The sequence below is a fragment of the Salinisphaera sp. Q1T1-3 genome, assembly GCF_003602005.1.
GTDB lineage: Bacteria > Pseudomonadota > Gammaproteobacteria > Nevskiales > Salinisphaeraceae > Salinisphaera.
Window position 1 is genome coordinate 72,365 of sequence record NZ_QZWD01000001.1, and the last position, 22,489, is coordinate 94,853.

Sequence of the window (22,489 nt, forward strand, 5' to 3'; positions counted from 1 at the left end):
GTGGATGCCGCGCCCGCGTCGGCAGTAAAGATGACACGGAACAAGGCAGATCCACGCCGCGGCCGGTTCGCCTCCAGGACCTGTCTTCAGGTGCAGGCGAATCGGCCGTTTGGGTCCAGCGCCATCCGGCGTACGCCACGCCGGCTGACGGTCAGCACTTCGGCCTGATCATCCCGCCAGTCAGCCAGGACATGACGGCGCAGCCCATCGTCGTCATGATCGGCCGGTCGATGGGTATGTCCGTGAATGATGCGGCGGGCGTCGAACTCGGCGGCCAGGCCACGCACACTGTCGTGTGCGACATCCATGATCGCCGGCGCTTTGTGTGTCTTGGCCTGCTGCGAGCGTGCACGGGCCCGCCGTGCGGCGATGCGCCGGACTGCCAGCGGGAGTTTGAGCATGCGGGCACGCCAGCGCGGGTTCGTGTAGCGCTTGCGAAAACGCTGATGCGCGGCGTCGTCGGTACAGAACACATCGCCGTGTGCCAACAACGTCGGTTGCCCGGCGATTCGATGAACCACCGGATCGGCCAGAGGCCGCAGGCCGGTGCGTTCGAAAAACGCGCGGCCGACCGCGAAATCGCGATTGCCCCGCTGAAAATAGACGGGCACGCGCGTGGCCGTCAGGTTGGCCAGTGCCGCCAGTGTTGCTGCGTGCGTGTTCAGGCCGTCGTCGTCGCCGATCCAGACATCGAACAGATCTCCCAGGATGTACAACGCGACGGCCTGACGCGCCGGGCCTGCCAGATAGCCGGCCAGACAATGCGCCATTGCCGTGTCGTCACCCGTCAGATGCAGATCGGCGATGAAGTGACACGTATCCGGCCAGGCGGTTTCCACGTCGAACGTCGCCGCTCAGACGATCCGGGCGGATTCGATCTGCACGGTCTCCTGCGGCACGTCCTGGCCGAAGGGGCCCGCGGCGCCGGTGGACACTTCGGCGATCGCATCGACGATATCCATGCCCTCGACCACGCGCGCGAAAACGGCATATCCCGGGCGATAGCCCATGTCATCGAGCTGCTCGTTGTCGCGCAGGTTGATGAAGAATTGCGAGGTCGCCGAATGAGGGTCCTGCGTGCGTGCCATGGACAGCGTACCGCGCTTGTTCTCCAGACCGTTGGCGGACTCGTTCTTGATCGGTGCCCGTGTCTTCTGCTGGTTGAAGTCCGTATCGAAACCACCGCCCTGGACGACAAAGCCGGGAATCACGCGATGGAAGATCACGCCGTCGTAGAATCCGTCGCGGACATAGGTCAGAAAGTTCTCGGCCGAGACCGGGGCGTTCGTCTCGTCGACTTCGATATGAATATCGCCGAGATTGGTCGTGAAGATCACCATGACAAAAACCTGCTGGATCGCTGGGCGCGCATTGTGCGCCAAAAGCCCGTGCGTTGCCTACGCCGCGCTGACCGTCTCCGGGGCGACGGCCGCCAGAGCCGCATCGAGCACATCCAGGCCCGCGTCACTGCGATTGCCTCGTTCGGAAAGAATCCGTCGCCAGTTCCGGCCGCCCGGCTGGGCATGGAACAGGCCGAGCATGTGATGGGTGATATCGCGTAGCGCCCCACCGGCGGCGAGATGCCGGCCGATGTAGTCGCGCATGCCGGCCACGACCGCAACGCGACTGGGCGGTGCGTCCGCGGCATCGAACACGCGCTGATCGACGTCCGCCATCACATACGGATTGCGATAGGCTTCACGACCGATCATCACGCCGTCCACATGATCCAGCTCGGCAATCGCGCTATCCAGATCGACGAAGCCGCCGTTGATGCTCATCGGCAGATCCGGAAAATCTGCGGCGAGTTGATGAACCCGCGCATAGTCCAGCGGCGGGATATCCCGGTTTTCCTTCGGGCTGAGGCCGGAAAGCCAGGCCTTGCGGGCGTGCACGATCAGCCGATCCGCGCCGGCATCGCGGACACACGCGGCAAAACGCACCAGAAACGCATAGCTGTCCTGGTGATCGATGCCGATCCGTGTCTTGACCGTGACCGGCACCGACACCCGTGCCTTCATGTGCGCCACGCAATTGGCGATGCGCTCGGGCTCGGCCATCAGACAGGCGCCGAAGGCGCCGGTCTGGACGCGTTCGGACGGACAGCCGACATTGATATTGACTTCGTCAAAACCGGCTTCTTCGGCGAGGGCGGCGCAATACGCCATGTCCGCCGGTTCGCTGCCCCCGAGCTGCAATGCCACCGGATGCTCGGCTGGATCGAGCGCGAGAAAGCGTTTCGTATCTCCGTGAATCAGGGCATTGGCCGTGACCATTTCGGTATACAGCAACGCACGCTGCGTCAGCTGACGCATGAAATAACGCTGGGCCGGGGTCGTCCAGGCCATCATGGGGGCGACCGAAATGCGGGCGCCTCGGGGACGGTCACGCTCGGTGGTGGGCGGTTCGATCTCGCTCATGGCTGCATTATCGCATTGTGATCATGATGCTTCAGCCGGCCGTGCGTTGTGCGCTCGGAGTGGCCACAATATGCAGGCCGCTCTCTGTCTCAAGATCTCATGTATTCGTTGCTCCGACCGGCGCTTTTCTCGCTCGACGCCGAGCGGGCCCACGACCTGTCGCTGGCGGCGGCCTCGCGTGCCGCGCCGTGGTTGGCCGGCGTCTACGGGCGTCGCGTGCCCAATACGCCGACCACGTTGATGGGTCTGAGATTGCCCAACCCGGTCGGTCTGGCGGCTGGACTGGACAAGAACGGCGCGCATGTCGACGGCCTGGCGGCGATGGGATTCGGTTTTCTGGAGGTGGGTACGGTCACGCCGCGGCCGCAGTCGGGTAATTCGCGCCCGCGGCTTTTTCGGTTGCCGGAGGCGCGCGGCATACTCAACCGGTTCGGGTTCAACAACGCCGGCGTGGCGGCGCTGACCGAGAACGTCGCGACAGCACGATTCCGGGGGGTGCTCGGCATCAATATCGGCAAGAACAAGGAAACGCCGCCGGCCGATGCGGTTGCCGATTACACGGCCGCGTTGGCCGCGGTCTATGATCATGCCCATTACGTGACGATCAACGTCTCGTCGCCGAACACGGCCGGCCTGCGCGACTGGCAGGGCGGCGATGCGCTGGATGATCTGCTCTCGACGGTGGTGGCCGAGCGCGACCGGCTGGCCGAGATACGTCGACGACGCGTGCCGTTGGCGCTCAAGATCGCCCCGGATCTGGATGAGGCCGGTATTGCCGCGATCGTGGAGCGGCTGCGTCACTATCGTCTCGACGGTGTCATCGCGACCAACACGACGACTTCGCGCGAGGGGCTGGCGCCGCGCTGGCGCGCCGAGGCCGGCGGGGTCAGTGGCCGGCCGGTCAGGGATGTATCCACGCGCGTGATTGCGATGCTCCATGCCCGGCTGGGTGAGGAGATCCCGATCATCGGCGTTGGCGGGATCCTCCACGGCGGCGATGCCGCCGCCAAGATCGCCGCCGGCGCGACCGCGGTACAGTTGTATTCCGGGTTGATCTATCGCGGCCCGGCGCTGGTCGCTGAATCGGTGCGGGCGATCAGCGCGCGACGCGCGCCAGCTGTGCCCTGAACAACGCTTCGATGGCCTCAAGCGATTCAGACAGGCGATGACCGTCGGGTAACAGATGAACACGGGCTGCGCGCGACTCGCCGAATCGCAGGCTGGCTGTCACGGGCACGATGTCATCATGCCAGCCGTGTACGATCTCGATGTCCGACGGACATCCGGCTGGTTCGCCCGGATATCCCGGCATATACAACGCCGGCGCCATCAGGAACAGGGCATCGGGCGCGAGACGGTCGCAGGCCATGGCGCTGACGTAGCCCCCCATGCTCGACCCGGCCAGCACGAGCGGTGCGCCCTTGGGCGCATGGTCGCAGAGCCGGGTCAGGCGAGCCGCGGGATCATCGAGCCCTTGATAATCGAGACTCTCGGCCGTGAATCCCAGTGCGCGTGCGGCATCGGCCAGCCGGGTGATCTTGCTGCCCCACGGGCCGCTTTCCTTGCCGTGGGCGAAGACAACGCGAGGTGTCGAGGCGGATGCAGACATGCGTGGACGATGGTCGAGCCGGTCGCTACTATGCCATGAAACATCGCAGACACATCGAAGGCGTGGTTCTGAAGCTTCTGTCCCTGTTCAACTGGTCGATTCTCACGCTTGCCGTGTTGGCCACATTGCTGGGATCGGTGCTCTGTCTGCTGATGTGGCCGTTTCCGCAGATGGCCGGCGACGGCCAACGGTTCGACGATGTGGTCACGGCGACGGAGCTCGGGCTAGTGGTCGCTTTGATTGCGGCGGGAACGACCTGGCTGTTCGATCAGCGCCGTGCGGCGATGTGGGCGGCCGAGGCCACACTCGTGCTGGCCGTCATCGCCTCGATCATCTACGGCCTTTTCCTGCGATGATGCCGCCACGCTGATGCAGACCTTTCCCGATCCCTCGCCGATGCGTTGGCAGCCGCGCCGATTCAAGTCGGCGGCGCTGGTGCTGGCGGTGGGGTTGTCGTGGCTCATCGCCTGTTGGCAGACCGCCTGGTGGGCGGCGGTGCTCGGCACGGTGCCGGGCGTGGTCCTCATCAGCACCGGCGCCGGACAGCTGCTCTATGCCGGTGATCGCCAGCTGCTCTATCATATGGCGCTCGCCGGGCCGGTCAGTAGCGTGCTCGCGCTATGCGTTGCGCCGGCAGTCGGATGGGGTTTCTTCGGTCTCCTGTTTGCCGGTGGGCTGTTGGCGTTTCTGGTAGCCGGATGGGCCCTGCGCGTACAGCATCCGGTGCCAGCCGGTATCGAGCCGCCGACGAGCAAGGCCGGGTTGTTGATCAAGGTCGCCACCGATGCCGCGCTGCTTGGCGTGTTCATCAATTGTGCGCGGGTGCCGCGCGGTGCCGCCGTCACTACCGACATCGAAGAGCTTCAGGCCTGGGGCAGGCTGGCCGATGCCAACGGCTGGAGCGAGGTGCCGGAACGCATGCACGGGTCGGCCAGGCCGTTCATCGATATTCGACATCGCCGCGCGCGCGTGCTCGGTGTCGATTATGAGTGGCTCACGGCGGACTCGCGCTACAACCCCGGTGCGGACTGGCCCGGCCGGCAACGATGGCTGGGCCACCGACGCAATCGAACGGCTGCGATGCGGGTACTGCGCCACGATGACGATCCGGCGCGGCCCTGGCTGATGTGCATCCATGGCTATCGGATGGGCCACGCCGGCCTCGATTTCCAGCTGTTCGACATCAAACGGCTGCATCACGAGCTCGGACTGAATCTGGTGATGCCGATTCTGGCTTTGCACGGCGTGCGCCGGGCCACACCGATGACCGGCGGGTTGTTTCTGGATGGGCCACTCGGGGATCTGGTCCATGCCCAGGCTCAGTCCCTGTGTGATCTGCGCAGTACGCTGGCCTGGGTTCGACAGGCCGCGCCGGGAACGCCGATCGGTGTCCTCGGATTCTCGCTCGGTGGATATCATGCCGCGCTGCTTTCCTGTTTCGAGCCTGAGCTGGCCTGTGTCATCGCCGGGATTCCGATGACCGATATCCCGGCCACGCTCTGGCAGCACTTACCCACCGCACACGCCGATTATCTGGAAGCGGCCGGGCTTTCGGTGGCGGGCGTCAACAATCGGCTGCGTCCGGTTTCGCCGCTGGCCATGCCGTGTCGCGTGCCGGTAGCGCAGCGCCGTATCTTTGCGGCCACGGCCGATCAGCTGATCGCACCCGATCAGCCCCAGGCGTTGTGGCGACACTGGGACGAATGCGAGCTGACCTGGTATGACGGGGCTCATCTATCGGTCCGCCATGAATCGCGTATCGCACCTTTCATTGAAAGTGGCCTGGCACGGGCCGGGCTCGTTGCCGAATGACGCATCGTCGGCCCGATGGCGGCGTCCGGCCGGATGATGTCTTGTCCGGCGCCGGTCGATTCGGCCTGTGGCACAGTAAAGGTTGTCATAACCAGACCGTGGCTCGACAAGACGAGGAGTGAATGTGAAACAGGCGGTGCTGTCGGCGACGGGGCTCTATACCCCGCCCGAATCGATTTCCAACGACGAACTCGTTGCCTCGTTCAATACCTATGTCGATCGCTACAACGAGACTCATGCGGCCGAGATCGCCGCCGGTGAACGGGCGCCGTTGTCGCACTCGAGTGCCGAGTTCATCACCAAGGCCTCGGGCATCGAATCCCGCTATGTGGTCGACAAGGCCGGTATTCTCGATCCGGACACCATGCATCCGCGTATCCGCACCCGCGGCAACGATGAACCGTCGTTGCAGTGCGAGATGGCAATGGCCGCGATCGAGCCGTGCCTGGCCGCTGCCGGGCGCACCGCGGCGGATATCGATGCCGTGCTGGTGGCCTGTTCCAACCTGCCGCGGCCCTATCCGGCGCTGGCTGTGGAAGTCCAGAGCGCGCTCGGTGGCGGGGCGTTCGGATTCGATCTCAACGTGGCCTGTGCCTCGGCGGCGTTCGGTATCCAGACCGCCGCCGACATGATTCGCAGTGGCAGTGCGCGCCGTGTGTTGATGGTCAACCCGGAGATCTGTACCGCCCACCTGAATTTCCGTGATCGCGACAGTCATTTCATCTTCGGCGATGTCTGTACCGCCGCGCTCATCGAAGATGCCGACGACGTCGCCCCGTCACAGGGTTTCGATATTGTCGGGACCCATCTGCAGACACAGTTCTCCAACAACATTCGCAACAACTTCGGCTTTCTCAATCGCACCGAAACACAGCCGCGCACCGATGCAGACCGGCTTTTCGTCCAGAACGGCCGCAAGGTCTTCAAGGACGTCGGGCCGATGGTGGCGGAAATGATCGTCGATCATCTCGGCGCGCATGCGCTGACGGCTGCCGACGTACGCCGTCTGTGGCTCCATCAGGCCAATATCAACATGAATACGCTCATTGCCAAGCGCGTACTCGGCCGGCCGGCAACCGCGGCCGAAATGCCGTCGGTATTCGCCGAATACGGCAATACGAGCTCGGCTTCGCCGGTCATCGTGTTTCATCAATATGCCGGCGATCTGGCCCCGGGCGAGATCGGCGTGATGTCCGGTTTCGGGGCCGGCTATTCGGCCGGCAGCGTGATCCTGCGTCGACGCTGAGTCGGCGCGACCGGCAAACAGATCGCATCTCACGCCGTCTCGGGATCTCGTCGTCGGCGCCCGCGACGGCGCCGGCCGCAATGCCCCATGTTTCTCATTATTTCGGAGCTCTAGATGACAGGTAACCCGCAGGCCAAATATCGGGCGGACTACCAGGTCCCGACGTTCCTGATCGATACCGTCGATCTGGATTTCGATATTCAGGCGGATGCGACACGGGTCACGGCGACCCACACCGTGCGACGCAATCCGGCTGCCCCCGAGGGCGCGTCGCGCTGGCGACTCGACGGCCGGGACCTGCGCCTTGTCCATATCGCCATCGATGGCGCCGAACTAGGCGTGGATGCCTACACGCAGGACGACGGAGGCCTCTGGCTGGACAACCTCGCTGATCGTTTCACGCTCACGGTCGTCACCGAGGTCGATCCCGATCACAATCTGTCGTTGGAAGGGCTGTACCGCTCCGGGCCGATTCTCTGCACCCAGTGCGAGGCCACCGGGTTTTCCCGCATCACGTATTTCCCCGACCGGCCGGACGTGATGGCGTGCTTCACCACGCGTATCGAGGCGGATGCGGCGACATATCCGATCCTGTTGTCCAACGGCAACTGCATCGACTCCGGGCCTGCCCAGGCGGGACGTCACTACGCGGTGTACGAGGATCCCTTCGCCAAGCCCTGTTATCTGTTCGCGCTGGTGGCCGGCGATCTCGGGGTACTGCACGACACCTATCGGACCGGCAGTGGTCGCGACGTGGCGCTCGCGCTGTATACCGAACACGGTAATGAAGCCCAGTGCGCGCATGCCATGGCCTCGCTCAAGGCGGCGATGGCCTGGGACGAGGCCACCTACGGGCTGGAATACGATCTCGACCAGTTCCTGATCGTCGCGGTGGCCAGCTTCAATATGGGAGCGATGGAAAACAAGGGGCTCAACATATTCAACACGGCTTTCGTGTTCGCCCATCACGAGACGGCCACGGACCTGGATTTCGCGCGCGTACGCGATGTCGTCGCACACGAGTATTTCCATAATTACACCGGCAACCGGGTCACCTGTCGCGACTGGTTCCAGTTGTCGCTCAAGGAAGGCCTGACGGTCTATCGCGAGCATCAGTTCGCCATCGACCACGGCTCGCCGGGCGTGACACGGATTGATCAGGTTCGGATGATGCGCGATGTCCAGTTCCCCGAGGACGCCGGGCCCCGTGCCCATCCGGTGCGGCCGGAGTCGTACGTCGAGATGAACAATTTCTACACCGTGACGGTGTATGAAAAAGGCGCCGAATTGATCCGCATGATGGCCCAGATGGCCGGGCGCGACGCGTTCACGCGGGCGGTCAAGCATTACCTGGACAAGCACGACGGCCAAGCGGTGACCATCGAGGACTTCGTGGTCGCGATCGAGGAATCCACGGGGCTCGATCTGGGCCAGTTCCGGGATTGGTATGCCTATGCCGGCACGCCGCGGCTGACCGTGGGGCGCGAGTTCATCGATGGGCGCCTGACGCTGTCGATCGCCCAGTCCACGCCGGCCACGCCCGGCCAGCCGGACAAGCCCGCCTTCGATATCCCGATGGCGATCGCGCTGTTCGACAAGGCCGGCACGCCGCTCGCCGAGCCGACACTGGTGCGGCTGACGCAGCCAAGCGAAAGAATCACGTTCGATGGGCTCGAAAGTGAGCCCATCGTCTCGGCACTTCGCGGTATGACCGCGCCGGTCAAACTCACGTTCGAACAGAACACGGCCGAGCTGACACGGCTCATGGCACGCGACACCGATCCGGTCGCGCGCTGGGATGCCGCCCAGAGTCTGTATATGGCCACGTTGACCCAGAGTGTGGTGGCCTATCGCGATGACGAGACGATGCCGGGCCTCGACTCGGGATTGATCGAGGCGTTGGACGTGCTGCTGGCCGATCCACCGGCCGATCGAGCGCTCCTCGCCGAGATGCTGACGTTGCCCAGTACGACACAGATCGGCGAGGCGTTCGATCGGATCGATGTGGGCGCCGTGGAAACCGCGCGGCGCCACGTCAAGCAGGCGATCGCCGAACGATTCGAAACCGAGCTGGCTGCATTGGCCGATGCCCATGCGCCCAGTGGCGTGTATGTCTTCGACGAGGCCGAGGCCGGGCGTCGTCGCGTGTTCGCGGTGGCGCTGGATTACCTGAGTGCGCGGGATACGGACGCGATCCGCGAGCGGGCACTGCGGGTTTACAACGCCGCCGATAACATGACCGATCGCATGGCGGCGCTGAACGCGCTCCAGCGACTGCCGGGGCCGGCACGCGATAGCGCTCGGGCCGATTTTGCCGAGCGTTTCGCCGATGAGCCCCTGGTCATGGACAAATGGCTGCGCCTGCAGGCCGCGACCGAAGACGGCGATGCCGTCGCCCGTGTCCGTGGCCTGCTCGATGATCGCCGTTTCGATTTCACCAACCCGAATCGGGTCCGCGCATTGCTCGGTGGTTTCGTGCGTGGCAACCCGTTGGCTTTTCATCGCGACGACGGCGCCGGGTACGCACTGCTCGGCGACGAAATCCTGCGACTGGATGCGTTCAACCCGCAGCTGGCCGCGGCGCTGGCCGGGCTGGTCGCGCCGTGGCAGCGCTATGCCGAGCCCTATGCGCAGGGCATGAAGGATACGCTGTTGCGTTTGCAGGCCGCAGAACTGTCCGACAACACGCGTGAAATCGTCGCGGCGGGGCTTGCCGACAGCTGAGCCGTTGCGCACGCCGAAACGGCCCCGGTCTCGATGAAGGCGCGGGGCCGTGGCGGTGTGCCCTGCAGAGTCGCATTGTCATCGGGCTGTCACAGATGTTTCATAAATTGAGTGCACATGGCCCGTGAACTGTAGTTTTCATGCAACACAAGCACGTCTTGATCGTCGAGGACGAGGCCCCCATCCGTGACATGATCCGGTTTGCGCTCGAGCGGGCGGATTTCACGGTTTCCGAGGCCGAGGACGCACAGTCGGCGCGCATGGCGATCGCCGATCACCACCCGGATATGGTTCTCCTGGACTGGATGCTACCCGGCATCTCGGGCAGCGAACTGGCCCGGGAATGGCGACGCGACGAGCTGACTGCCGCAATGCCCATCATCATGGTCACCGCGCGCGTCGACGAGGATGATCGCGTACGCGGGCTTAATCTGGGGGCCGATGACTATGTCACCAAGCCCTTCTCGTCATCGGAACTCGTTGCAAGAGTTCGGGCGGTGCTGCGGCGTAGCCTGCCGGGCGGCGAGGACGAGCGTCTCGAGCTCGACGGGCTGTCGATCGATGCCGCCAGCCAACGCGTGACGGCCGGAGAACAGGCCGTGAAACTCGGGCCCACGGAATATCGGCTGCTGCGTTTCTTCATGAGCAACCCCGAACGGGTCTACACGCGCGAGCAGATGCTCGATCGCGTCTGGGGCCAGAACGTCTACGTGGAGGAACGAACCGTGGACGTCCATATTCGTCGCCTGCGCAAGGCGCTCGCGCCCTTCGGCTACGACGGTTTCGTACAGACGGTGCGGGGCAGCGGTTATCGTTTCTCAAGCAAATCGCTCTAGGGCCTGTTGATGTGTCGTTCGAGGGCCTTTTCGTCGAGAGACCGCCGTGTGTCGGGCAAGGCGCGAGTCGCCGATCGTGGCGTGCCACGATCCAGACTCGTAACGCCGCAGGGCGCCCATCGTCGATTTTTCGTGGGCGGCCCAACCCCAAGGGTCAAGTGCTCCAAAATCAAAAACACGACGGCAATCCAGCGTTCTAACAGGCTGGCGCAGAAATGACACGCTATGCCTGCGACGCCTCGTCTTGCCGCCCATCGTCAATTTCAGGGCGCGTCTGGCGCGGACTCGCACGACACATCAACAGACCCTCGGGCGTGTCGTCACGAGATCGACAGAGGCAACCCGCAGGGCCAGCGGCCAGGCGACGACAATCCGACGTTATCGCGTGCGCAGGTGGCGGGGGCCACGCCATGCGCAGGATGCCTTGTTCTGTTGCCGCTTGGCCGCTGATGCGACGGTCTATTTCGTGACGACACGCCCTGGAACGCCCGCGCGCGCCATGTGCGTCTGCCGATTTCATTCGGGCGCTCGCCGACGTGATACCGGCGGCGTCGGTCGTTTCGGAACAGGCAACGGTTCGGTCCGGCGCGCGTTCGATGGACAAACCGTCAAGGCTTTCGGTCCCAACGCGCGCCGCGCTGCGAGAATGGGTTGAATGATGAATGCACCGGCCGGGGAAATACGCCGCATCTGGGCGCGCGCCATGTTTCGGCTGCTGGTCTGGCTCGGGCTCTGGGCGCTCGCGGGTCTGCTGATATCGGGTCTCGGTATCACGCTGGCGCTGCTCATCGGCCTGTCGCTGTACACTGCCGGACATCTGGTGTTTGCCTATCAGCTGCACCGCTGGCTGGCCAAGCCGCGGATCGAACCACGCGAAGGGTTCGGTGTCTGGCAGGAAATCTATACCGAGCTCTATCGGCTCAAGCAGCGCAATCGTCGGCGCAAGCGGCGGCTCAAGGATATCGTCTCGGAATTTCAGGCTTCCACGGCGGCATTGCCCGACGGCGCGGTGGTCATCGATGCGCGCGGACGGATCGTATGGTTCAACGAGGCGGCCGCGGCTCTGCTCAAGCTGCGGGCGGGTCAGGATAACGGTCAGCGGATCGCGAATCTGATCCGGCATCCGAGGTTCGCCAACTTCATGGCCGCGGCCGCCATAGACGGCGACACCGCCGAACTCGAGATCCCGTCGCCGGCCAACGAAACCGACACGGTGCTGTTGCGTATCGTGCCCTATGGCGACCGACAACGCCTGCTCATCGCGCGCGATATCAGCGAGCAGAAACGACTTGAGTTCACTCGCCGGGATTTCGTGGCCAATGCCTCGCACGAACTGCGAACACCGCTGACCGTGCTGCGTGGCTATCTGGAGATGATGAGTGAAGAGGCCGGGGCCGACGCCGCGCTCGCGGACTGGCAACGGCCGATCCGGGAGATGGAGAACCAGTCTGCGCGTATGGGCCATCTCATCGATAGCCTGTTGCGGCTGGCACGGCTCGAAGGCGAGGGGTTGCAGCAGCGACAGGAAAACATCGATGTCTCGGCTCTCGTCACGCGGCTCGTCGAGGAGACGCAGCGCTCTGCCGCCGGCGCGGCCCATCGTTTCGAGGTCGTCGCGGACGAAGGGCTTGCCCTGTTCGGTCGACCGGGCGAGATTGAAAGCGTGATCACCAATCTGCTCGGCAATGCCGTGCGCTACTCGGCGTCGGATACCGTTGTCCGAATCACCTGGGCGTCGAGCGAGCAGGGCGCGACATTGGCGGTCAGCGACGAGGGGCCGGGCATCGCGGCCGAACATATTCCACGTCTGACCGAGCGTTTCTATCGTGTGGATGCGGGTCGACGCGCAACAGACGGCGGCACCGGCCTGGGCCTGGCAATTGTCAAGCACGGGGTCGAGCATCACGAGTCCGAGCTCGTCATCGACAGCACGCCGGGCCAGGGCACGACGTTCCGCGTGGTCTTCCCACAGCAGCGTGTCGTGGTCGCAAGCGAGGCCGCGACCTAGGGTCTGTTGATGTGTCCTGCAAGGCGCGAGTCGCCGATTGTGGCGTGCCGAAATCCAGACTGGCAACGCCGCAGGGCAGCCATTGTCGATTGTTCATGGGGGGCAACCCTTCGGGACAAATGCCCCCCAAATCAAAAACACGACGGCAATCCAGCGTTCTAGAGCCTGTTGACACGCCCCCCTTGCGCCGCGTCGGCGCTCATCTTTAGCAACACAAGGCATCGGGCGCGTACGGCCGTCATTCTGGCGTAGCGAACGACAACACCGGATTGCCGCAAAACAGCGCTTGTTCCTTCGGGTTGGGCCGCAAATCACGCCCGGCGGCGTTGCGAGCCTTGCCGGACACACTGTGGTCTCTCGACGAGAAGGCGCTCGAACGAAACCTCAACAGGCGCTGGCGTCACACGTTGCACGACGGCAGTGAAAGCGCGCGACTGCCCGGCGGCCAGTCGTGGAACCGACACCGGGTGCACGCCCTCCGCCCGGCGTGACGCCTGTGTCATGCAAACGTCATATATCCGTCATCGAACTGACGCATCCCGCGGCTAATTTGCCCCCTGAGCCAAGGCTCAAGGGGGGACAGCTCGGCTGTGCCCGAATCTACTGCCATCAGGGAGTTCACCATGAAGAATCTGCTCGCCGGCGACGGAGCCGCGCCGGGACATCGTGCGTCGGTCGGCAAATTCGGGGTCGTCATGGCCAGTGCGGTCATCGGTGCCACATCGCTCGTGGCCGCGCCGGCCTTTGCACAGGGCGGCAGCACGACCATGCAACTGATCCGGATGATGCACGACAACGGCAGCATCACGGACACCCAGTATCAACAGCTCATGAACGCGGCCCAGAACGAGTCGGCCGCTGCCGCGCAGAGCGGATCCGGTACGTTGGCGAATACCAACGGCGGTTCTTCGGACACGGTAACCACGGGCGCAGGTACGGGCTTCAGCGATAATCTGAAACAGCAGTTCGACAGCATGGCCTGGGCACAGAAGATCAAGCTCACCGGCGATGTGCGGCTGCGTTACGAATACAACAGCAATAACGACGCGTTGGGCACCGCGCTCGGCAATCCGGCGGCGGACACCGACAACCGCTCACGCGGGCGCGTGCGTTATCGGCTGGGCATGATCGCCAATCCGGTCGACAACCTGGAATTGGGCGCCGGGCTGGCCAGCGGCGGTGACGATCCGCGTTCGACGAACCAGACCTTTGGCGACAACTTCAGCAGCAAGGGCATCCAGCTCGATTACGCCTACGGTCAGTACGATTTCACGCCGTATCTGGCCAACGGCTTTCAGCTCAAGGCCATCGGCGGCAAGTTCAAGTTCGGCGATTACCTGTGGCACCCGACCGATGCGATGTGGGACGGCGACATCAACCCGGAGGGTGGGTCGGTCCATCTCGCGAAGAAGTCCTCGATTGGCGAGACCTTCCTGAACAGCGGCGTCTGGGTCATCCAGGAGAACAGTGGCTCCAACCAGGATCCCTATCTCTGGTATGTCCAGGGCGGCCAGCATTTCTCGGTCAACAACTTCATCGCCTCGATCGGCGGGACCTACTACGGCTTCGAGGAAACCTATACGGGCGACAACGCGCCGGATACCGTCTTCGAGTACGGTTCAGGCACCAATACCACGTCGCAGTTCTCGGTCGTCGACGTGGACGGCACGATCGGGACCAAGTTCGACGGTGGCAAGGCCGAGCTGATCGGCCAGTACCTGAAGAACACGCATGAAGGGGTCGGCAAGGACGCCGGCTGGGCCGTCGGCGGCAAGGCCAGCTTGAACAAGTGGGGCATGAAGTATCTCTACGTCGATCTCGACCGCAACGTGGTGCCCGATTCCTATCCGGATTCGGACCGCTTCAGCGGCGCAACCGGGATGAAGGGGCACGAAGTGGCCGTTTCCTACGCGCTCAACGACGCGATCGAGTTCGGTGTGGACTACTACAACACCGAGTCCAAGTTCGGCCCGTCCGACGATCGCCAGAACCTGGTGCAGACGGACGTCGAATTCAGTTTCTGATCGACGGGCGACAGCATCACCATCCGCGCCGAGCGCCCCGCGCTCGGCCGTGATCGACCCGGGGCGTCGTACGCGCTCCGGGTTTTTTCGTTTCAATGCCGCCCGGGCACCCGACATGGCACGGCGTGCCGGATCGCCAGCCGCCCGCGGTATCGCATCGATCGCTGATCGCATTTCAAGTCAATGTTTTTTCAGTCCTTTTCCACGCATTCAGAGCGCGAGCGATGATGTGTCGCCAGATGCGATCGTGTCACATGGCTGTCACAGAGCGTCACTACGATAGGAACTCCTACCCGGGGGGCTTGCACCGACGAGCTGTCCGTCACGCCAAAGCACGAGACAAAGGAGAGTTCTGTGAGATTCACGATCAACAAGGCGCTGGTGACCGCGGTCGCGGCGCTTTCGATCTGGGGGTCGGCGACTGCAGCAGTCGACCAGATCGACGGCGCCGGCGCCACGTTCCCGTATCCGGTCTACTCGAAGTGGGCACAGGCATACAAGAACAAGACCGGGGTTCAGCTCAACTACCAGGCGATCGGCTCCGGTGGCGGCATCAAGCAGATCGAGGCCAAGACGGTGGACTTCGGTGCCTCGGATGCCCCGCTCAAGAAGGAAGAGCTGGACAAGAACGGCCTGATGCAGTTCCCGATGGTGATGGGCGGCGTCGTGCCGGTCGTCAACATCAAGGGCATGAAAGCCGGCGAGCTCAAGCTTGACGGCAAGACATTGGCCGAGATCTATGCCGGCAAGATCAAGAAGTGGAACGCCCCGGCGATCAAGAAACTGAACCCGAACGCCAATCTGCCCGATCAGCAGATCACCGTGGTTCATCGTTCCGATGGTTCGGGCACCACCTGGATCTTCACCAGCTATCTGACCAAGGTCAGCGACGTCTGGGCCAACGGCCCGGGCCATGCCAAGGCCGTGTCCTGGCCGACCGGCGTCGGCGGCAAGGGTAACCAGGGGGTGGCGTCCTACGTCGATCGCATCAAGAACTCGATCGGCTACGTGGAATACGCCTACGCGCTGCAGAACAAGATGGCCTACGTGCAGCTCAAGAACAAGGCCGGCAACTTCGTCGAGCCGACCGCCAGCAACTTCCAGGCGGCCGCCTCGAACGCCGACTGGCAGAATGCGCCTGGCTTCTACGAGGTGCTGACCGATCAGCCGGGTGACAAGAGCTGGCCGATCACCGGTGCCAGCTTTATCCTGATGTACAAGCAGCCCAAGAACCCGCAGGTCGCCCAGGCCGTGCTGAAGTTCTTCGACTGGTCGTATGCCAACGGCGACCAGATGGCCAATGAGCTCGACTACGTGCCCATGCCGGACAACGTCGTCAAGCTCGTGCAGCAGAAATGGCAAGATCAGATCCAGGGCAATAACGGTCAGGCGATCTGGCCGCCGCAACAGCAGCAGTAAGCACGTTGCTTCGATGCACTCGCCGGTTTGGCGGGTGCATCCGGCACGGCCGGCTTCATCAAGTCGGCCGCTTCCGTGGCCACCCGTCCAGGCCGGGCCACGAAAGCGGCTGAATCACGGCGCAGGAGCACGAGTTTGAGCGAGATGTCAGCAGAATATGCGGGCCAGTCGCTGGCACCGGAACGACGCGCGATCGGCGCGTTCGGCGACCGGATATTCCACGGCGTGACGGCGGTGTCTGCCCTGATCGTGCTTGCCTTGATCATGGGCATCGCCGTGTCTCTGGTGATCGGTGCCTGGCCGGCGCTGTCCAAGTTCGGGTGGCATTTCGTGGTCAGCTCGGAGTGGAATCCGGTGACCGACGACTACGGCGCACTGGTTGCCATCTTCGGGACTCTGGTCAGCTCGGCGCTGGCGATGCTGATCGCCGTGCCCGTGAGCTTCGGCATCGCGCTGTTCATCACTGAACTGGCGCCATTGTGGATGCGTCGGCCGATCAGCACGGCCATCGAGCTGCTCGCGGCCATTCCCAGCATCATTTATGGCATGTGGGGGCTGTTCGTCTTCGCGCCATTTCTCTCGGATTACGTGCAGCCCTGGCTCAACGACGCGTTCGGCGATGTGCCGATCGTGGGTTATCTGTTCTCCGGGCCGCCGATCGGCATCGGGGTATTCACCGCCGGGCTCGTGCTGGCCGTCATGGTCATTCCCTTCATCACGGCCGTGATGCGCGATACCTTCGAGGTGGTGCCGTCCGTGCTGAAGGAATCGTCCTACGCGCTCGGGGCAACCACCTGGGAGGTCGCGCGGAGTGTGATCCTGCCGTACACCAAGACCGGCGTGATCGGCGGCATCATGCTCGGCCTCGGCCGCGCGCTCGGCGAGACGATGGCCGTGACTTTCGTGATCGGCAACTCCCACAGCATTCCGAACGGGCTGTTCTATCCCGGCAACAGCATCTCGGCCACGCTGGCCAACGAGTTCACCGAGGCCACGGGCGAACTCTATACCTCGGCGCTGATCGCGCTGGGGCTTGTGCTGTTCGTCATCACGCTCATCGTGCTGGTGCTCGCGCGCCTGTTGTTGCTCCGTCTGTCCGCCCAGGAAGGGCGCTAGGCCATGACGCTCTATCAGAAACGAAAGGCCATCAATCACTTCAACATGGCCATGTGCGTGCTGACCACGATCTTCGGCCTGTTCTGGCTGGTCTGGTTGCTCTGGACACTCGTCAGCCACGGCATCGGCTACATCGATTGGCAGGTCTTCACCGAGCCGACCCCGGCACCGGGCAACGATGGCGGCCTGTCGAATGCCATCGTCGGCAGCGTGATCGTCACCGCGGTGGGCACGTTGATCGGGGCGCCGATCGGTATCTTCGCCGGAACCTATCTGGCCGAATACGGGCGGGGCAGCCGGATCGCCGCCGTGGTGCGGTTCTTCAACGATGTGCTGCTGTCCGCGCCGTCGATCATCATCGGCCTGTTCGTCTACGAGATCGTGGTCGTCACGATGGGGCATTTTTCTGCCCTGGCCGGCGGCATCGCGCTGTCGCTGATCATGATTCCGCTCAACGTGCGCATCACCGAGAACATGATGCGTCTGGTCTCCGACCAGATGCGCGAGGCCGCGGCCGCCCTCGGCATTCCGCGCTGGAAGGTGATCACTCGGATCATCTATCGCGCGGCGCTGTCGGGCATCATCACCGGCGTGATTCTGGGCATCGCCCGCATTGCCGGCGAGACGGCCCCTCTGCTGTTCACGGCACTGAACAACAATTTCTTCAGCACGAACCTGCTCGCGCCGATCGCCAATCTCCCGATCATGATCTTCCAGTTCGCCCTCAGCCCGTACGAGGATTGGCATCACCTGGCCTGGGTGGGCGCTTTCCTGATCACTTTCGCGATCCTGGCGCTCAACGTCGTGGTGCGTTTCGTGCTACGACCGAGCAAATAAGAGAGCCGAGTTATGACAACGTCGACCTCAAGCAACGTGTTATCTCCGTCCGGCGGTACTTCAATGGCCCGAAACAGTTACGACACCGAGACACCGGCCCGCACGACCCCGGCATCGACGGATACGGATGTTGGTCATACCGAGGGCCAAAGCGGTGGCGACGATGCGCGCCAGGGCGTTGTCCCGAAAGACAATCCCTGCAAGATCGCGGTCCGCGATCTGTGCTTCAACTACGGCGATTTTCAGGCGCTCAAGAACATCAATGTCGATATCGTCGACAAGGAGGTCACCGCTTTCATCGGGCCTTCCGGCTGTGGCAAGTCGACGCTGTTGCGCTGTTTCAACCGTATCTTCGAGCTCTATCCGGGCCATTCGGCGAGCGGCACCGTCGAGATGGATGGGATGAACCTGCTTGACAAGAGCGTGGATCTGAACGTTCTGCGCGCCAAGATCGGCATGGTTTTCCAGAAGCCCACGCCGTTTCCGATGAGCATCTACGACAACATCGCGTTTGGTGTGCGTCTTTACGAGAAGCTCAAGCGCCATGAGATGGACGAGCGCGTTGAATGGTCGCTGCGCAAGGCGGCCCTGTGGGACGAGGTCAAGGACAAGCTGCGTGGCAACGGCTCGGCGTTGTCCGGCGGTCAGCAGCAGCGTCTGTGCATCGCGCGTGCCGTGGCGGTCAAGCCGGAGGTGTTGCTGCTGGACGAGCCGGCGTCGGCGCTGGACCCGGTCGCCACGCTCAAGATCGAGGAACTGGTCCACGAGCTCCGTGAGGAATACACGATCGTGATCGTCACGCACAACATGCAGCAGGCCGCGCGTGTTGCCGGCTATACCGCGTTCTTCCATCTCGGTGAGGTCGTGGAATACGCCGATACCGACACGTTGTTCACCAATCCGCGCGAAAAGCGCACCGAAGACTATATCACCGGCCGTTACGGCTGACCCCGGTGCGACGAGGCTGAATCATGGAAATAGACAAGGTCGGAATCGAGCGCCACACGTCCAAGCAGTTCGACGTCGAACTGGAGGACGTGCGCGAACGCGTGCTCAAGATGGGCGGGCTGGTCGAGCAACAGATCGCCAACGGCGTGAAGGCGCTGGTCGATGGTGACGGCGGTCTCGGCGAAGACGTCGCGCGCAGCGACTACAAGGTCAACGCGATGGAAGTGGCCATCGACGAAGACTGCACGCGCATCCTGGCCAAGCGCCAGCCACAGGCCGGGGATCTGCGACTGGTGCTCGCGATCGCCAAGACCATCACCGATCTCGAACGCATCGGTGACGAGGCCGAGAAGATCGGCCGCATGGCCATGCATCTGGCCGGCCAGGAGCGGCCGACCAGCGCGTTCCGCCAGATCAGCCAGCTTGGTGGGCATGTCCGCCAGATGGTCCGCGACGCGCTCGACGCGTTCGCCCGCATGGATACGGACGCGGCGATCGCCGTTGCCCAACACGATGCCGAGGTCGATCGCGAGTACGAGGGCGTGATGCGCCAGTGCATCACCTTCATGATGGAGGATCCGCGCATGATCCGTCACATGCTCGACGTGATGTGGGCCGTGAAAGCGCTCGAGCGCATTGGTGATCACGCGACGAATATCGGCGAATACGTCGTCTATCTGGTGGGCGGGCGCGACGTTCGTCATCTGGGGCTGGAAGAACTGGAAAAAGAGGCCAACCGGTCCACTCGGCCGTCGCGTGGCTGATCTCGGCGCCCGCTTTGATACTATCTGCGCGATTTCACAGCGTGGGTAGTCGCCTTGGCCCGTCGAACATCATCGAACAAGCGATCCGCGAAGCGCGGTCGGCCGCGCCGCGGTTTCTTCCGGCGTCTGTTGCCTTATGTCCTGTTGCTGATCTGCGCGGGCGCGGCCGCGCTGGCGCTCTACATGATGCATCTCGACGGCGAGGTGCGAACCAAGTTCGAGGGCACACGCTGGAAGTTGCCGGCCAAGGTTTATGCCAGTCCGCTCGAACTCTATGCCGGGCTCGACATGTCCAAGGACGCGCTGGAGAAGCGACTGCAGCGCCAGGGCTATCGGGAGGCGAACTCGATCGACGGCCAGGGCACGTACGACGATGCCGGATCGAGCCTGTCGATCCATACGCGCGCCTTCCAGTTCTGGGATGGTAAACAGCCTGATCGCGAAATCCGGCTCGGCTTCGATCGCAACGGCGTCGCGTCGCTGAAATCCGTCGACGACAAGGGCGATCTGGCCCTGATCCGCCTCGATCCCATGCTGATCGGGAGTATCTATCCGGCCAAGGGCTCGGACCGGATCCTGGTCAAGCTCGGCGAAGTCCCGCCCATGTTGCCGGCCGGTCTGATCACGGTCGAGGACAGGCACTTCATGACCAACTGGGGCGTGTCGCCGCGCGGCATTCTGCGAGCCGCGATCGCCGATATCCGTGCCGGCGCGATCGTGCAGGGCGGCTCGACGCTGACCCAGCAGTTGGTCAAGAACTTCTATCTGAGCAATCAGCAGACCATCACGCGCAAGGCCAAGGAAGCGTTGATGGCCATTCTGCTGGATGCGCATTATTCCAAGGACGAAATCCTCGAGGCCTACCTCAACGAGGTCTATCTGGGCCAGGACGGCTCGCGCGCGATCCACGGTTTCGGTCTGGCCAGTTACTTCTATTTCCAGAAACCGGTCCAGGAGTTGCAGCCCAACGAAATCGCGCTTCTCGTGGCGATGGTCAAGGGGCCGAGCTATTACGATCCGCGCCGATACCCGAAGCGGGCGCTTGCCCGACGGAACCTGGTGCTGGATATGTTCCACAATGCCGGATTTCTCGACGACAGCGCCTGGCAGAAGGCCAAGAACACGGATCTCGGCGTGACATCGAACGCCGCGCACGGCAACACGCAATATCCGGCGTTCATCGATCTCGTGCGCAAGCAGCTCCAAGGGCAGTACAAGAATTCGGATCTCACCGAGGAGGGTCTGCGCGTCTTCACGACACTCGACCCGGGCGTCCAGTCTGCGGCCGAGAAGGAGGTCGACGACGGGCTGGCACGCGTCGAGAAACAGCGCGGCATGAAATCCGGGACACTGGAATCGGCCGCAATCGTGACCAGCGTGGAAGGCGGCAACGTACTGGCGCTCGTCGGCGGCCGGGATCGCGGGTTCGCCGGCTTCAACCGGGCGCTCGACGCGCAGCGTCAGATTGGCTCGCTCATGAAGCCGGTCGATTATCTGACGGCCATGAAGAGCCCGGACAAGTACAACCCGATCACGCCGCTCGACGACACGCCGCTGTCGGTCAAGCTGGCCAACGGCCAGACCTGGTCGCCGCAGAATTACTCCCGCCAGAATCACGGCCCGGCCGTGCCGACCTATTACGCGCTCGAGCACAGCCTGAACGTGGCGAGTTCGCGTCTGGCATTGTCGGTTGGCATCCCCAACATCATCGATACGCTGCACGATCTCGGATACGAGGGCGATGCGCCGGCGGTGCCGTCGCTCGCACTGGGCTCGGTGTCGATGTCGCCGCTGGATGTCGCCCAGATGTACAACACGATCGCCACCGGCGGTTACTACACGCCGCTGCGCGCGATCAAGGACGTGACCACGCGCGACGGCAAGCCGTTGAATCGGTACCCGCTGAAAATTCATCAGGTGGTCGATCCCGGGCCGGCCTATATCACGCAGTGGCTCATGGAGCGCGTGGCCCGTCACGGCACCGGTGCCGGCATGTACCGCGTGATCGATCGGGACAAGCAGATGGCCGGCAAGACCGGCACGACCAACGATCTTCGCGATGCCTGGTTCGCCGGCTTTGGCGGCAACCGGGTCGGTGTGGTCTGGGTGGGTCGTGACGACAACCAGTCCGCCAAGCTCACCGGGGCGACGGGGGCACTACCGATCTGGTCGCGCATCATGGCCGATATCGATGCGCGCGGAATCATGAACACGCCACCGGATAGTGTTGCCGAAGTGCCGCTCCAGCTCGTGTTCAATCCGAGCGAGCCGAACGACGGCGCCGGCCCCAATCCGCAGGCGCTGTTCAATCACGGCCAGAACTGTCCGGATGCCACGCCCGTGCCGTTCATCAAGGGCTTCGTTCCCCAGGGGCTTCTGTCCTGCGATACCGACCTGATGCGGCTCAACGCTCAGCAGGGCCAGCAGTCGAACCCGCGTAACCGGGAGAACGGGGACGAGGATCGCGGCAACTGGTTCCAGCGGATTTTTTAGGGCCTGTTAACATTCGTTGGCGTTGTCGTGCGCTACGGCAGAATGATGGCCGTACGCGCCCGATGCCTTGTCTTGCAAGAAAATGAGCGCCGGCACGGCGCACTTGGGACATGTCAACAGGCCCCAGGCATCCGAGCGCCGTCTCGGCCGCAGGGCGTTCCCGAGGCGTGAATAATCGGCAGCTCAGCTCGGCAACGCGGGTGCGGCGCATCGGCGGACGAACCCCGGGCCAG

18 protein-coding genes are annotated in these 22,489 nt (G+C 63.5%); 14 read left to right on the top strand and 4 right to left on the bottom strand.

Annotated elements, in window-relative coordinates; genetic code table 11:
• Positions 1-86: 86 nt before the first annotated feature.
• From D3260_RS00290 to dusA, 3 genes are read right to left on the bottom strand one after another with little or no spacing between them, the layout of a single operon-like run.
• Complete coding sequence (locus tag D3260_RS00290) at positions 87-839, bottom strand: UDP-2,3-diacylglucosamine diphosphatase (protein WP_199671293.1); 753 nt, start codon at positions 837-839, stop codon at positions 87-89.
• Positions 840-854: 15 nt separating this feature from the next.
• Entirely contained in the window at positions 855-1,340 is a 486-nt protein-coding gene (locus D3260_RS00295; protein ID WP_120096496.1) for a peptidylprolyl isomerase, read from the bottom strand.
• A gap of 57 nt (positions 1,341-1,397) precedes the next feature.
• Complete coding sequence (gene dusA, locus D3260_RS00300) at positions 1,398-2,420, bottom strand: tRNA dihydrouridine(20/20a) synthase DusA (protein ID WP_120096497.1); 1,023 nt, start codon at positions 2,418-2,420, stop codon at positions 1,398-1,400.
• Positions 2,421-2,519: 99 nt separating this feature from the next.
• Between dusA and D3260_RS00305 the strand changes: the two genes are divergently transcribed.
• Positions 2,520-3,548, top strand: coding sequence for a quinone-dependent dihydroorotate dehydrogenase (locus D3260_RS00305; protein WP_120096499.1), 1,029 nt, complete (start codon positions 2,520-2,522; stop codon positions 3,546-3,548).
• On the opposite strand, the gene D3260_RS00310 is transcribed toward D3260_RS00305, so the two are convergent.
• Entirely contained in the window at positions 3,517-4,029 is a 513-nt protein-coding gene (locus tag D3260_RS00310; RefSeq protein ID WP_120096500.1) for an alpha/beta fold hydrolase, read from the bottom strand. The two genes, D3260_RS00305 and D3260_RS00310, sit on opposite strands and share 32 nt — an antisense overlap.
• Before the next feature lie 35 nt (positions 4,030-4,064).
• Between D3260_RS00310 and D3260_RS00315 the strand changes: the two genes are divergently transcribed.
• The 13 genes from D3260_RS00315 (at position 4,065) to mrcB (ending at position 22,256) form a co-directional block, all read left to right on the top strand.
• The gene (locus D3260_RS00315) at positions 4,065-4,385 is read left to right on the top strand and encodes a hypothetical protein (RefSeq protein ID WP_147418063.1); all 321 of its coding nucleotides are present in this window, start codon (positions 4,065-4,067) and stop codon (positions 4,383-4,385) included.
• 13 nt (positions 4,386-4,398) lie between these two features.
• Positions 4,399-5,841: a S9 family peptidase gene (locus D3260_RS00320; protein WP_120096503.1), complete on the top strand. Its 1,443-nt coding sequence runs from the start codon at positions 4,399-4,401 to the stop codon at positions 5,839-5,841.
• 124 nt (positions 5,842-5,965) lie between these two features.
• Positions 5,966-7,087, top strand: coding sequence for a beta-ketoacyl-ACP synthase III (locus D3260_RS00325; RefSeq protein ID WP_120096912.1), 1,122 nt, complete (start codon positions 5,966-5,968; stop codon positions 7,085-7,087).
• Between the two features lie 114 nt (positions 7,088-7,201).
• Positions 7,202-9,811 (top strand): aminopeptidase N, encoded by a 2,610-nt coding sequence (gene pepN / locus D3260_RS00330; RefSeq protein WP_120096504.1) that lies wholly within the window; start codon positions 7,202-7,204, stop codon positions 9,809-9,811.
• 140 nt (positions 9,812-9,951) lie between these two features.
• The gene (phoB, locus tag D3260_RS00335) at positions 9,952-10,647 is read left to right on the top strand and encodes a phosphate regulon transcriptional regulator PhoB (RefSeq protein ID WP_120096505.1); all 696 of its coding nucleotides are present in this window, start codon (positions 9,952-9,954) and stop codon (positions 10,645-10,647) included.
• A 655-nt stretch (positions 10,648-11,302) separates the two neighbouring features.
• Positions 11,303-12,655, top strand: a complete 1,353-nt coding sequence (gene phoR, locus D3260_RS00340; protein ID WP_120096506.1) for a phosphate regulon sensor histidine kinase PhoR — start codon at positions 11,303-11,305, stop codon at positions 12,653-12,655.
• A 623-nt stretch (positions 12,656-13,278) separates the two neighbouring features.
• On the top strand, positions 13,279-14,679 hold the full coding sequence (locus tag D3260_RS00345) for a putative porin (protein WP_120096508.1): 1,401 nt from the start codon (positions 13,279-13,281) through the stop codon (positions 14,677-14,679).
• Between the two features lie 354 nt (positions 14,680-15,033).
• Positions 15,034-16,098: a phosphate ABC transporter substrate-binding protein PstS gene (gene pstS / locus D3260_RS00350; RefSeq protein WP_120096509.1), complete on the top strand. Its 1,065-nt coding sequence runs from the start codon at positions 15,034-15,036 to the stop codon at positions 16,096-16,098.
• Between the two features lie 144 nt (positions 16,099-16,242).
• Positions 16,243-17,214: a phosphate ABC transporter permease subunit PstC gene (gene pstC, locus D3260_RS00355; protein WP_120096511.1), complete on the top strand. Its 972-nt coding sequence runs from the start codon at positions 16,243-16,245 to the stop codon at positions 17,212-17,214.
• A gap of 3 nt (positions 17,215-17,217) precedes the next feature.
• Complete coding sequence (gene pstA, locus D3260_RS00360; protein ID WP_120096512.1) at positions 17,218-18,051, top strand: phosphate ABC transporter permease PstA; 834 nt, start codon at positions 17,218-17,220, stop codon at positions 18,049-18,051.
• A gap of 63 nt (positions 18,052-18,114) precedes the next feature.
• Positions 18,115-18,999, top strand: a complete 885-nt coding sequence (gene pstB / locus D3260_RS00365; RefSeq protein WP_120096514.1) for a phosphate ABC transporter ATP-binding protein PstB — start codon at positions 18,115-18,117, stop codon at positions 18,997-18,999.
• A gap of 23 nt (positions 19,000-19,022) precedes the next feature.
• Positions 19,023-19,763 (top strand): phosphate signaling complex protein PhoU, encoded by a 741-nt coding sequence (phoU, locus tag D3260_RS00370; RefSeq protein WP_120096515.1) that lies wholly within the window; start codon positions 19,023-19,025, stop codon positions 19,761-19,763.
• A gap of 54 nt (positions 19,764-19,817) precedes the next feature.
• Positions 19,818-22,256: a penicillin-binding protein 1B gene (gene mrcB, locus D3260_RS00375; protein WP_147418064.1), complete on the top strand. Its 2,439-nt coding sequence runs from the start codon at positions 19,818-19,820 to the stop codon at positions 22,254-22,256.
• Positions 22,257-22,489: the final 233 nt, after the last annotated feature.

Bases quoted from the DNA above. Each gene is read 5' to 3' on its own strand.
- D3260_RS00295 (WP_120096496.1), bottom strand. From the start codon at position 1,340: ATGGTGATCTTCACGACCAATCTCGGCGATATTCATATCGAAGTCGAC.
- dusA (WP_120096497.1), bottom strand. From the start codon at position 2,420: ATGAGCGAGATCGAACCGCCCACCACCGAGCGTGACCGTCCCCGAGGC.
- D3260_RS00305 (WP_120096499.1), top strand. From the start codon at position 2,520: ATGTATTCGTTGCTCCGACCGGCGCTTTTCTCGCTCGACGCCGAGCGG.
- D3260_RS00310 (WP_120096500.1), bottom strand. From the start codon at position 4,029: ATGTCTGCATCCGCCTCGACACCTCGCGTTGTCTTCGCCCACGGCAAG.
- D3260_RS00315 (WP_147418063.1), top strand. From the start codon at position 4,065: ATGAAACATCGCAGACACATCGAAGGCGTGGTTCTGAAGCTTCTGTCC.
- D3260_RS00320 (WP_120096503.1), top strand. From the start codon at position 4,399: ATGCAGACCTTTCCCGATCCCTCGCCGATGCGTTGGCAGCCGCGCCGA.
- pepN (WP_120096504.1), top strand. From the start codon at position 7,202: ATGACAGGTAACCCGCAGGCCAAATATCGGGCGGACTACCAGGTCCCG.
- phoB (WP_120096505.1), top strand. From the start codon at position 9,952: ATGCAACACAAGCACGTCTTGATCGTCGAGGACGAGGCCCCCATCCGT.
- phoR (WP_120096506.1), top strand. From the start codon at position 11,303: ATGATGAATGCACCGGCCGGGGAAATACGCCGCATCTGGGCGCGCGCC.
- D3260_RS00345 (WP_120096508.1), top strand. From the start codon at position 13,279: ATGAAGAATCTGCTCGCCGGCGACGGAGCCGCGCCGGGACATCGTGCG.
- pstC (WP_120096511.1), top strand. From the start codon at position 16,243: ATGTCAGCAGAATATGCGGGCCAGTCGCTGGCACCGGAACGACGCGCG.
- pstA (WP_120096512.1), top strand. From the start codon at position 17,218: ATGACGCTCTATCAGAAACGAAAGGCCATCAATCACTTCAACATGGCC.
- pstB (WP_120096514.1), top strand. From the start codon at position 18,115: ATGGCCCGAAACAGTTACGACACCGAGACACCGGCCCGCACGACCCCG.
- phoU (WP_120096515.1), top strand. From the start codon at position 19,023: ATGGAAATAGACAAGGTCGGAATCGAGCGCCACACGTCCAAGCAGTTC.